The organism is Ruegeria sp. THAF57 (genome assembly GCF_903914075.1).
Lineage (GTDB): Bacteria > Pseudomonadota > Alphaproteobacteria > Rhodobacterales > Rhodobacteraceae > Ruegeria.
Genome location: NZ_CAIWNQ010000003.1, coordinates 303,736 through 315,474, shown reverse-complemented (window position 1 = coordinate 315,474; position 11,739 = coordinate 303,736). Strand labels below are relative to the sequence as shown.

At 58.4% G+C, this 11,739-nt stretch carries 11 protein-coding genes; 2 read left to right on the top strand and 9 right to left on the bottom strand.

Annotated features, from left to right (window positions below; all coding sequences use genetic code 11):
* Nucleotides 1-97 precede the first annotated feature (97 nt).
* Both RUESEDTHA_RS09450 and RUESEDTHA_RS09445 read right to left on the bottom strand, forming a co-directional pair.
* Nucleotides 98-754 (bottom strand): sulfotransferase family 2 domain-containing protein, encoded by a 657-nt coding sequence (locus RUESEDTHA_RS09450; protein ID WP_180886504.1) that lies wholly within the window; start codon nucleotides 752-754, stop codon nucleotides 98-100.
* Nucleotides 751-1,686 (bottom strand): DMT family transporter, encoded by a 936-nt coding sequence (locus RUESEDTHA_RS09445; protein ID WP_180886502.1) that lies wholly within the window; start codon nucleotides 1,684-1,686, stop codon nucleotides 751-753. Before RUESEDTHA_RS09445 ends, RUESEDTHA_RS09450 begins: the two co-directional genes overlap by 4 nt.
* A 149-nt stretch (nucleotides 1,687-1,835) precedes the next feature.
* Between RUESEDTHA_RS09445 and RUESEDTHA_RS09440 the strand changes: the two genes are divergently transcribed.
* The gene (locus tag RUESEDTHA_RS09440; RefSeq protein ID WP_180886500.1) at nucleotides 1,836-2,849 is read left to right on the top strand and encodes a hypothetical protein; all 1,014 of its coding nucleotides are present in this window, start codon (nucleotides 1,836-1,838) and stop codon (nucleotides 2,847-2,849) included.
* A gap of 5 nt (nucleotides 2,850-2,854) precedes the next feature.
* Here the strand turns inward: RUESEDTHA_RS09440 and upp are convergent, their stop codons facing one another.
* The 7 genes from upp to RUESEDTHA_RS09405 all read right to left on the bottom strand — a co-directional run bounded on the left by upp (nucleotide 2,855) and on the right by RUESEDTHA_RS09405 (nucleotide 9,246).
* Nucleotides 2,855-3,487, bottom strand: coding sequence for a uracil phosphoribosyltransferase (gene upp, locus RUESEDTHA_RS09435; protein ID WP_170382313.1), 633 nt, complete (start codon nucleotides 3,485-3,487; stop codon nucleotides 2,855-2,857).
* Nucleotides 3,484-4,470: an adenosine deaminase gene (locus tag RUESEDTHA_RS09430; RefSeq protein ID WP_180886498.1), complete on the bottom strand. Its 987-nt coding sequence runs from the start codon at nucleotides 4,468-4,470 to the stop codon at nucleotides 3,484-3,486. The genes upp and RUESEDTHA_RS09430 overlap by 4 nt, the downstream gene beginning before the upstream one ends.
* A complete protein-coding gene (locus RUESEDTHA_RS09425) occupies nucleotides 4,467-5,678 on the bottom strand; it encodes a phosphopentomutase (protein ID WP_180886496.1) in 1,212 nt (403 codons plus the stop codon). Before RUESEDTHA_RS09425 ends, RUESEDTHA_RS09430 begins: the two co-directional genes overlap by 4 nt.
* Nucleotides 5,675-6,982, bottom strand: coding sequence for a thymidine phosphorylase (locus tag RUESEDTHA_RS09420; RefSeq protein WP_180886494.1), 1,308 nt, complete (start codon nucleotides 6,980-6,982; stop codon nucleotides 5,675-5,677). The genes RUESEDTHA_RS09425 and RUESEDTHA_RS09420 overlap by 4 nt, the downstream gene beginning before the upstream one ends.
* Nucleotides 6,983-6,986: 4 nt before the next feature.
* Nucleotides 6,987-7,403 carry a cytidine deaminase gene (locus RUESEDTHA_RS09415; protein ID WP_370456780.1) on the bottom strand — a complete coding sequence of 139 codons (417 nt, stop codon included), beginning with the start codon at nucleotides 7,401-7,403 and terminating at the stop codon, nucleotides 6,987-6,989.
* Between the two features lie 78 nt (nucleotides 7,404-7,481).
* Entirely contained in the window at nucleotides 7,482-8,579 is a 1,098-nt protein-coding gene (locus RUESEDTHA_RS09410; protein WP_180886490.1) for a cupin domain-containing protein, read from the bottom strand.
* On the bottom strand, nucleotides 8,548-9,246 hold the full coding sequence (locus tag RUESEDTHA_RS09405) for a hypothetical protein (RefSeq protein ID WP_180886488.1): 699 nt from the start codon (nucleotides 9,244-9,246) through the stop codon (nucleotides 8,548-8,550). The genes RUESEDTHA_RS09410 and RUESEDTHA_RS09405 overlap by 32 nt, the downstream gene beginning before the upstream one ends.
* Nucleotides 9,247-9,433: 187 nt before the next feature.
* On the opposite strand from RUESEDTHA_RS09405, the gene RUESEDTHA_RS09400 reads away from it, so the two are divergent.
* Nucleotides 9,434-11,707 (top strand): NADP-dependent malic enzyme, encoded by a 2,274-nt coding sequence (locus RUESEDTHA_RS09400; RefSeq protein ID WP_180886486.1) that lies wholly within the window; start codon nucleotides 9,434-9,436, stop codon nucleotides 11,705-11,707.
* Nucleotides 11,708-11,739 lie beyond the last annotated feature (32 nt).

Sequence of the window (11,739 nt, the reverse complement as noted above, 5' to 3'; positions counted from 1 at the left end):
ATGTCCCTATGCGCCAGCTTTTCCATTTTCTCAAAAGCCCGCGCAGACCACCCTGCATAGCTTCAGGTTACGCCCTCAATTTTGTTTGAATTTGCGATCAGATCGACGGGTCGAATTGATATCCGAACCTGTCGATATCTTCTGCGCAGGCACTGGCAATAACGGAGGCTGTTCGGGCTGAGTAGTATTGCCTGTAGCCCTTGGAACGAACTGACGGATTCACGCGCGGCAGGTCGAACTGAAACCCAAGATGCGCAAATAATGGCGCTGCATCCTGTTCGAATTGCTCCAACCGGATGTATGCCCGGCAACATTCGTGCCCTTCTGCCGTGGTCATATATTGGCGCGCAGGGTGGTTTTGAAAGGATCGTAGAGTTGCCGGGTGCAACACGAAGTCTTCAAAAGACAGCGTCTTGGCCAGCGAGACTGCGGGATGATCAAAATCCTGGCCCTGCAACCAGTGAAAATAGCTGACCATTCGGTCCCACGGATTGCGCACCAGCGTGAAGGTAAACATGTCCTTCAGGTCGTCGGCGGTCAGAACTCCGTCAATATCCGCAAGCGTCGAGTGTTTCCACAGGCGCCCGCGTGCGTTAAGCGACTTGGCCCGTTTGCGACGCCTTTTGGCTTTAGGAGTGTCCCCCAACAGAATGTCGTCTTTCATCGCACGCTGTTCCAGCGCCAGCGCAAGCGATGTCCCCCCCGTTTTGGGAATGTGGACAAAGACATAGCGCCGCCCGCGCGAGATAATCACGCCGCCACCTTTCGCGCCACTTCCCGCGAGGCGCGCCACCCCAACAATGCCCCAGCCGTGGCGATCAGACCAATTCCCACCGTCTGCAACATTCCGATTGTTTGACCGAAGGCGACCCATGCAAAAAGCGGTCCAAAAACCATAACCGAGTATTCAAAGACCGCGACATACGAGGGTTCCCCGATCTGGTATGACTTGATCAACATAAAGACGGCAATCGTGGACCCTCCGGCCTGCAACAGAATCCAAGGCACGGCGGGCGTCATATTAGGCTCCCAGCCTCGGGTCGCGAAGCCCTGCGGCCCGGCCACAGACTCCAGTGGAAACACTGACAGGGCCACAAGCCCGATTGCCCCGGCCACACCCAATGTGATGACCATGGCCGCCAAAAGCGAGACGGTGCTCTCCTCGGAACAGTGGCTGCGGGTGATTATTGCGCTCAGGGCGTAGAACAACCCTCCTGCGACAGGCAGCAAGCTCAGCGTGTCAAACTCATACGGATTCGGCTGCAAGACGCACAAGATACCGCAAAACCCAAGGATGACAGCAAAGATGCGCCATGGCCCGATGGGCTGTTTCAGCCACAGGGCGGAAATCAAAAGCACGAAGATCGGCGAAGTGAACAATCCTGCCAGCGCTTGTGCGATCGGCATCAGCGCAAGGGAAGAAAAGTAAAACAACATGGCCAGGGTGATCAGAACACTGCGCAAAACAACCGGCCCCAGCCGTTTCGGACGCAGGCTGCCCAGGCCCAGCAGCGACAGCCCGACAATCAACGGTAGCATCAGCAAAGAACGGTTCAGGTGGAACTGCCACAATCCAATTGTTTCAGCCAACAGCACCACCACATTGTCGATCACTCCGATAATAGCCATGGCGCTGATCATCAGCACCGACGCGAGTATTGGTGATGTCTGCGTTTCTGACTGCATCTGCCGCCCTGACACTGATCCCGGACGCGAAATTTCTCCCGCGCGTCGTGATATCCAGCACAATTCCCGATTGACGTGCAACAGGTTTGCGCCATTGGATTTTAGCGTGCTAAACTAAGTTCAAATAATAACGAGCAGACCTCACCTTGATGACGGCCCTGAAACAGTACCAGCGGATCGAAGCCACCGGTCTGTGGCGCCCCTCGCCCGATGTGCAACGGCGCGAGGTCGTGGTTTCAATTGGCGAAGCGACTCTGACAATTTCGGATTTCAATGACCGCGCCCTGACACATTGGTCACTGGCAGCGCTCGAGCGTCAGAACCCCGGCAGTTATCCAGCGATTTTCAACCCCGATGGCGACCCGGAAGAAACGCTGGAACTGGCGGAATCTGAAACGACCATGATCGAGGCCATCGACCGCCTGCAACGCGCAATCGACCGTGCGAGACCACATCCGGGGCGGCTGCGTTGGCTGAGCGTTGCGGGCGTTGTCGGGGCCGTTCTTGCGCTTTTGCTGCTATGGGTGCCGGCTGCTTTGCAAAATCACGTTGTGTCTGTCGTGCCCGAGATCAAGAGGCAGGACATAGGCGACGCCATCCTGAGCCGGATTGAAAGGGTGTCAGGCCGCGCGTGCACCTCTGCGGACGCGCAGGAGGCGCTGGACCATCTGGCGACGCGGACGGGGGTGCGCAGCGTCGTTATCCTGCCTGCGGGCGTACAAAGTAGCCTCAGCCTACCCGGAGGGATCATCCTTTTGAACCGCTCATTGGTTGAAGACCACGAAGACCCCTCGGTCGCGGCTGGCTATATCATCGCCGAACGCGCGCGGGCAGCCGCTCAGGATCCTTTGGATGACCTTCTGGACCGGACCGGAGTGCGCTCTGCCTTCCGTCTGCTCACAACCGGTGAGCTGACACCCGAGATCGTAGATAGCTATACCGAGCAGGTCTTGTCAGAGCCGCGCCCTCGACTGCCGGATGACGACCTACTTGAGCTTTTCGCGCAAGTCGCCCTTCCCTCGACACCATATGCCTATGCGATGGACGTGACGGGTGAAACCGTTCTGGGCTTGATCGAGGCCGACCCGATGGCAGGACGACCTTTGCAACAGGTGTTGCCGGACCGCGATTGGGTCCGGCTTCAGAACATCTGCGGAGAGTAGATCACTTACTTGGTGCCGAACATCCGATCCCCGGCGTCGCCGAGGCCGGGCATGATATAGCCTTTGGAGTTCAGTTCGCGGTCCAGCGAGGCAGTCACGATGTGCACATCGGGGTGCGCCTCTTTCATACGCGCAACACCCTCGGGTGCCGCCAACAGGCACAAGAACCGAATATCGGTGGCACCAGCCTCTTTCAGCAGGTCGATCGCAGCAGCCGAGCTGTTGCCCGTGGCCAGCATCGGGTCGACAGCGATGACAAGGCGGTCTTTCAAACCTTCGGGCGCTTTGAAATAGTACTGAACAGGTTTCAGCGTTTCTTCATCCCGGTACAGCCCCACAAACCCCACACGGGCCGAGGGGACCAGTTCCAACACACCATCCAGCATCCCGTTGCCAGCCCGCAGAATGGACACCAGCGCCAATTTCTTGCCTGCCAGAATCGGGGCGTCCATCTCCTCCATCGGGGTTTCTATGTGCCGGGTGGTCAGAGGCATCTCGCGCGTGATCTCATAGGCCAACAGCAGCGTGATCTCGCGCAGCAGTTGGCGGAAAACGGCGGTCGATGTGCCCTTGTCCCGCATGAGCGTCAGTTTGTGCTGAACCAGCGGGTGGTCGACGACGGTCAGGTGTTCGCTCATGATCTCTCCAGTCTTTTCTTGACCCGCGCTCGGGTCTCTTCATCGCAAAAAGCCGCAGTCAGGGCCGTTTCATTCAGGGCTGCAAAATCGTCGGCTGTCCAGCCGAAAGCTTCGGCCAGCATCTCATATTCGCGTCGCATTGTGGTATGGAAAAACGGGGGATCGTCGGTTGAAACCGTGACTTTGACACCAGCGTCGCGCAGATTTGCTATCGGGTGGGCCGCAAACTCTGGGAAAAGCCCCAGAACCACGTTCGAGCCGGGACAGACCTCAAGCGTCACCTCTCGGTCCACCAGTTCATGTACAAGATCCGGGTCTTCGGAGGCGCGAACCCCATGGCCGACACGCTCAACGCCCAGCTCCCGGATGGCGTCCCTGACGCTTTCGGGGCCGCCAAATTCCCCCGCATGTGTGGTCAGGCGCAGCCCGGCCTCGCGCGCGCAGTCAAAGGCCCATTTGTAATCTCCCTGGGTGCCGACGGATTCGTTGCCGCCCATTCCAAACCCGGTGATCCAGTGCCCCGCAGTTTCCGCAGCACAAAGGGCGCTGACTTTGGCCTGCTCCGCCCCGAAATGACGCACACAGGTGACGACACCGCGCAGGGTGATATCGTATTTCCGTTCGGCTTCATCGGCCGCGTCCTGAATGGCATTCAGATAGTCGCGCCAGGCGTGCAGGTCACCGCCACCACAGAAATCGGGGCTCAAAAATGTTTCCGAATAGACGACCCCGTTCGCCGCGCTTTCTTCCAAGATCGCAAGCGTCAGTCGCCGAAAATCCTCGGGCGATTTCAGCACTTCGCAGGCAGCCTCATACACGCTGAGGAAATGCGCGAAGTCCCGGAAATCATAGCTGCCGTCCGGCTTGAAAATTCCACTCAGGTCGATACGCTTTTCATGCGCCAACTGGCGGATAAAGGCAGGCGGGGCCGCGCCTTCGTGATGCAGATGCAGTTCGATCTTTGGCAGGTCTGCTACGGTCATAGAAAACTCCGTCCCGGCCCTTGGGCCGGAATGTTCAAATGGGCCGCAATGCTTGCGGCGATATCAGCGAAATTGACGGCTCCGATTTCACCCGCGCCTAGTCCGGCGATCAGCACCGGCACTTGTTCACGTGTGTGGTCCGTTCCGATCCAGCTTGGATCATTTCCGTGATCCGCGGTCAACAGCATCATATCTCCGGGGCGCAGGCGCGAAAGTACGACGCCGATTTCTTGGTCAAACCATTCCAACGCACGGGCATAGCCGCTGATATCCCGGCGGTGACCATAAAGGCTGTCGAACTCAACGAAATTGGCGAAGGTCAGGCTGCCCTCTTCGGCCTCGTCCACCAGATCGGACAGGTGCCCCATCAGTTCTACATCCGAGCCTTTGCGCAGCGTATCAATCCCCTGCATCGAGAAGATGTCGCCGATCTTACCCACCGCATGAACCCGCCGCCCGGCGTCCTGCACCCAATTCGTCAGAACCGGTGCAGGTGGCAGGATGGCAAAGTCCTTACGATTGGTTGTCCGCGTAAAGCCCGTGTCCGGTGAGCCGACGAAAGGACGGGCGATCACACGCCCAACCTTCATTTCGTGCAACCGAGGGGCAAGTGCCCGGCACATGTCCAACAGACGCTCAAGGCCAAAACTCTCTTCATGGGCGGCGATCTGAAAAACGCTGTCTGCCGACGTATAGCAGATCGGCCAACCGGTTCGCATATGCTCGGCCCCCAATTCCGCGATAATCGCCGTGCCAGAGGCATGGCAATCGCCCAAAATTTCTTCTGTTCCAGCGACTTGCGCGGCAGCACGGCTTAGGTCACTGGGAAAGCTGGGGGTCGTGTCAGGAAAATAGTGCCAGTCCCACGGCACGGGCAGACCTGCCAATTCCCAATGCCCTGACGGTGTGTCCTTGCCCCGCGAATGTTCACGCGCGCAGCCCCAAAGACCGATTGGTTCGGCATGCAATCCCGGCGTTTCATCGCCTGAGGCCAGCCGGGTGGCCGCCCCCAACCCCAAAGCGTCTAAATTCGGCATGCGCAGCGGCCCAGACCGCCCCTCCTCTGCCCGGCCCTCGGCGCAAGCCTGCGCGATATGGGTCAGCGTGTTTGCCCCTGTATCCGGCACGTCACCGTTAAAGAACCGATCCGCGTCCGGTGCCCCGCCAATGCCAACCGAATCCATGACGACCAGAAATGCACGGCTCATGCTGTGATCCTTTCGTGCACGATACCCTGAAGCGTCGGGCTTTCAGGGCCAAGGCTAATTGCGTGCAAGACCGATTGCGCGGCTTGACGCGCTGCATCCTCACGTGCGGCGTGGATCACGGCCAGTGGCGCGCCCTTGTCAATCTTGTCGCCAAGCCGCACGATATCGGAAATACCGACAGCAGGGTCGATAACGTCATCCTCGACCTGTCGACCACCGCCCAGCGCAACAACGGCGAGGCCCAGCGCCTCACCATCCATTGCGGTGACATATCCGCTGGAGGGTGCCGGAACCTCAAGAATAACGCTGGCTTCGGGCAAGTAGCGCGACCAGTTTTCGACAAAGTGCAAGGGGCCACCAACGGCAGCCATCATGCTCCCGAACCGTTCAGCAGCGCGGCCATTGCGGATAACCTCAGAGACCTTGTCGCGCCCTTCATCCAGTGTTGCAACCATCCCGGCATCAACCAGCAAGACACCGCCCAGCTCTGCCGAAATCTCGGCCAGAGGTGCATTTTGCCCACTGGCCAGAACCTTCATGACCTCACAGATTTCCAGCGCATTGCCCAATGCCGGGGCCAAGGGCTGGTTCATATCTGTAATCACGGCCGACGTCCGGCACCCGGCGGCATTGGCTGTCTCGGTCAATGCTGTGGCCAGATTGCGCGCGTCTTCATGCGTTTTCATGAACGCTCCACTGCCAACCTTGACGTCCAAAACCAGAGCATCCGGGCTGGCCGCCAATTTCTTGGACAGGATCGACGCTGTGATCAGATCAAGGCTTTCCACCGTCGCGGTAACATCACGGATCGCATAAAGCCGTTTGTCTGCCGGGGCGATCTGGCCTGTCGCACCCACAATGGCTGCCCCCTCATCACGCAAGATCTGGGCCAGTCGGTCCTGCCCGATCTGCGTGGAAACACCTGGGATGGCTTCAAGCTTATCCAGCGTTCCCCCGGTATGGCCCAACCCACGTCCCGAAATCATCGGAACATAAGCGCCCAACTCGGCCAGCGCCGGGGCCAGCACCAGACTAACGCTGTCGCCCACCCCCCCGGTCGAGTGTTTGTCAATCACCGGGCCGTCGACATCCCATGTCAGAACCTCGCCGCTGTCGCGCATTGCGACCGTCAGATCAGCCCGCCCCTGCGCACCCAGACCGCCCATGCAGACGGCCATGGCGAAGGCCCCGGCCTGCGCGTCACTAACCCCGCCATCCGCTAGACCCTGTGCAAACCAGTTCAGTTCGGCGGCCGTTGGAACCTCGGACCGGCGCAATTTTGCGATAATCGAGCGGGCATCCATGCGGTCAGACATCCTCCATGTGCGATGCGTCGAACGCGCCGGGCAACAGGTCACCGATCGTTGTCACCAACTCCGCGCCGTCCACGCTGGCCAATGTCACCTTGACGTCGCGCTTGCCGAATTCCGCCAGCTTTTGCCTGCACCCCCCGCAAGGTGGCACAGGCTGAGGGGACGAGGCCACAACATACACTTCGGTCAAGTCCTTCTCGCCCGCGGCGACCATGGCAGCGATCGCTCCGGCTTCGGCACAGGTGCCTTCGGGGTAGGCCACGTTTTCGACATTGCATCCGGCATATACCTGACCCGAGGCCGACCGGATCGCCGCACCGACCTTGAATTTGGAATAGGGCGCGTATGCGTTTTCCCGAACCGAAAGTGCTGTGTCTTTCAACATCATGGCGATTCCCCAATTTTTGATCATCTGGTCAGAAACTAATACACTACTGGAAAGCCCCCAGGGAATTGAAGCCCTAAGCGCAGATTTCCTGAACCAAATCGCTTAGTCCAGTGTCGTGTTGAAGACACCCGGCAGCGTGACCTCCAACAGTTCGACGTCCTCTGACGGATCCGCCAATCGGGTACGCATTCCGGGCGGGATGACAAAAGCATCCCCCTGCTCCAGCCGGTATGGATCGCGTCCTTCGCCCTCAAGGGTCACTTGGCCGTTCATGACAAATGTAAAGTGGATATCTGTATCGTGCGTTGCCCAAACCGGTTCGCCCTGGCCCTTGCGCACCACCTGCACCCCGGCCACACCCTTGGTGTTTTCGGCAATCGTTGTGTCCCGGCAAACATAGCCCGGCAGCCGGAATGCCCCCCACTCCGCACCCTCGGCCTGGTTAAAGACGAACTTCTGGCCCTGCCATTCCCGATCCGGACGGAGGTGCGGGGTGGGAAGGGTCATGTGATGATCAATCTCGGTGACATGCTCGGCTGGCACACCAATCTCGATGACCTGTACATTGTCCGACGCTTCGAGCACGCGATGACGAATTTCAGGCGGCTGGATAAAGCAATCGCCCGCCGTCAGACGCATCTTGTCGCCCTGATCCTCGTAAACCACGTCCACCCAGCCGTGGATGCAGAAGATCAACTGAAACCCTACCTTGTGGAAATGCACCATGTCCGGCACCGGCCCACCATCCGGTATCCGGATATGGCTGGCGATGATCGACCCGCCCAAACGGTCGGGTACCAGATCGCGGTAATGCATCCCGGCACGTCCGATAATCCACGGCGCCTGATCCTTGAGCCGCCGCACCACAAACGAATGAACCGTATCCGGCATCACCATCGGAGGGTTGAGTTCATCAATCTCAATCCGCGTACCGTTCGGGGCGATCAAAGCGCGCTGACCATCCGCAAATCCGTCAGGATCATCCGTCAGAATACGCAGAGTGCCGGGACTTTCCGGTGCATCTTTTTCAATCCGAAGTCGCAACCCATGACCCGAGAAAACTGCGGCACGTGGATCGTCAGCAGGATAAATCATGTCCATCCGCATCCCTAGAACCTTGGTAAAAAAGGGGATGTCGTCGCGCAATTCCTGCGTCGGCAGGCGAATCTCAGCGTGGATCTGGTTGGGGTTCTCGGTCATTTAAGGTCTCTTCGATTTCGGCTTTGGGCCATCCGATCAGAACAGCGGCCAGAATGCCAATCGAAAAGAACATCTCAAGCGTTTCTTCCAACACAAAGAATCGCACCATCATGACACCAGAAAAATCGTGCCGGAACATGTACGACACTTCTTCCAGCCCTTGCGCCAAAACCGCAAAGAGCCCCGCCACAACAAACATCACCATAAACGATGCCCGACCGCGCAGCGCGCGCCACCCGTTCGGAATGCCGTGCCAGATCAAACCGAATAGAACAATCAGCCCCAAAACCACGCGAACGGCCGTGATATCAAGAACGGCATCCAGCCCGTTCAAAATCTCGAACGGCAAACTGCCAACGGGGTAGATGTCGGACTCAAGCTCTCGTTCCGCCAAAAGTAGGCAGACAAGACCGATATACATGCGATTTAGGCCCGGGAAACGGTAAAACGCGGCCAATCCAGCAGCAAAAAGCCCCATCGCGGAAACGGTCTCGATCAAACCGCCTTCCTGATTCAGGGTAGATGTCTGCACGGGCCATATAATACCAACGAGCAAAATAACTGCGCCCAAAGCGATCGCACCCCAAAACGCAATTCGCTTGGCACCGAAGAGCATCTTTTCTGACGGAAAAACACTTTCCGCCTGAAATTCGTCTTTATAGCTCATGAATGACCTTCAGTGCCCCATAGGTTCGCGATGATTTCGCAGTGGCGGGAAATTAAACACTTTATGACAGATTTCAACCAAGCGCTCTCAACATGGTTACATCATTGTTGCAGATTGACGTAGCGTAGCCATTCCGAAAAAAATAGTTTAACCCTCAACTAAATTTCGGAAGGGAGATGAATCGCCGATGTCTGACTCACCTAGCCTGCGGCAGGCCGCGCTTGACTATCACACCCATCCAAAGCCCGGAAAACTTGAGATCAAGGCCACCAAGCCGATGGCGAACGGCCGCGACCTGGCCCGCGCCTACTCACCCGGCGTGGCCGAAGCCAGCCTTGAAATCAAAGCGGATGCCGCCAATGCAGAACTTTACACAGCGCGCGGCAATCTGGTGGCCGTCGTATCCAACGGCACTGCGGTATTGGGGCTGGGTAATATCGGCGCGCTTGCCTCGAAACCCGTAATGGAAGGTAAGGCCGTCCTGTTCAAGAAATTTGCCGGGATTGACTGTTTCGACATCGAGGTGGATCAAGCCGATCCTGAAAAGCTGGCCGATATCGTTTGCGCGCTAGAGCCGACCTTTGGCGCGATCAACCTGGAAGATATCAAGGCACCAGACTGTTTCATCGTCGAAAAGCTGTGCCGCGAACGTATGAATATCCCCGTGTTCCACGACGACCAGCACGGCACCGCCATCGTTGTTGGGGCCGCCGCCAAAAACGCCCTGCACGTGGCTGGCAAGAAATTCGAAGATATTAAGGTGGTCTCAACCGGTGGCGGTGCCGCCGGGATTGCCTGCCTTAGTATGCTGGTCAAGCTGGGCGTCAAGCGCGAGAATATCTGGCTGTGCGACATTCACGGTCTGGTCTACGAAGGCCGCGCCGAAGATATGAACCCACACAAGGACCAGTTCGCGCAGAAATCCGACCTGCGGACGTTGGATGACGTAATCGGCGAGGCGGACCTGTTTCTGGGTCTCAGCGGACCAAACGTGCTGAAACCTGAAATGGTGGCAAGAATGGCCAGCCGTCCAATCATTTTCGCACTGGCCAACCCAACGCCCGAGATTCTGCCTGATGTAGCGCGCGAGGTTGTCCCCGACGCAATCATTGCCACCGGTCGCAGCGATTTCCCCAATCAGGTCAATAACGTCCTGTGCTTTCCGTTCATCTTCCGCGGCGCTCTGGACGTAGGGGCGACCGAGATCAACGATGAAATGCAGATCGCTTGTGTAGACGGGATTGCAGATATGGCCCGCGCCACAACCAGCGCCGAAGCAGCCGCTGCATATAAGGGGGAACAGCTAACCTTTGGCTCCGATTATCTGATTCCCAAGCCGTTTGACCCCCGGTTGGTGGGTGTTGTGTCCTCGTCAGTGGCCAAGGCTGCAATGGAAAGCGGGGTCGCCAAACGCCCCATCACAGACATCGAGGCATATAAAGAGCGGCTGAACCAGACCGTCTTCAAATCCGCCCTCATCATGCGCCCCGTCTTCGAGGCCGCTGCCGCTGCGTCCCGCCGCATCGTGTTTGCCGAGGGCGAGGATGAGCGCGTCCTGCGCGCAGCCCAAGCTATCCTTGAGGAAACCACAGAGACCCCGATCCTGATCGGACGTCCCGATGTGATCGACGCACGATGTGAGCGTCTGGGCCTGACCGTGCGTCCCGGCGAGGACTTCCAGATTGTGAACCCGGAAAACGATCCTCGTTACTATGACTACTGGAACTCGTACCATAACATCATGCAGCGCCGGGGCGTAACGCCAGACCTTGCCAAGGCGATCATGCGGACGAACAACACCGCGATTGCCGCCATCATGGTACAACGCGGCGAGGCTGACAGCATGATCTGTGGTACGTTCGGCGAATATCGCTGGCACCTGAATTATGTGCAGCAGGTTCTGGATGACGGCGACCTGCGGCCTCATGGGGCGCTTTCGCTGATGATCCTCGAGGACGGCCCCCTGTTCATCGCCGATACGCATGTACGACAGTTGCCAACACCCGAAGAGCTGGCCGAAACGACAATTGGCGCAGCCCGCCATGTGCGTCGGTTCGGTCTGGAACCCAAGATCGCGTTCTGTTCGCAGTCACAGTTCGGTAATCAGGCGGAAGGGTCCGGCAAACGCCTGCGCGCCGCGCTGGAGATGCTTGACTCGAAACCGCGTGACTTCACCTACGAAGGCGAGATGAACCTGGACTTGGCACTGGACCCTGAACTGCGTTCGCGGATTTTCCCGAACTCGCGCCTTCAGGGGGCAGCTAACGTTCTGATTTTTGCCCATGCTGACGCGGCCAGCGGGGTCCGCAATATCCTTAAGATGAAGGCCGATGGGCTTGAGGTTGGCCCGATCCTGATGGGGATGGGCAACAAGGCGCATATCGTGACGCCCTCGATCACGGCGCGCGGGTTGCTGAACATGGCGGCCATCGCGGGCACTCCGGTCGCGCATTACGGATAGGATAGCGCCGGGCATCCTTTCAGATGCCCGGC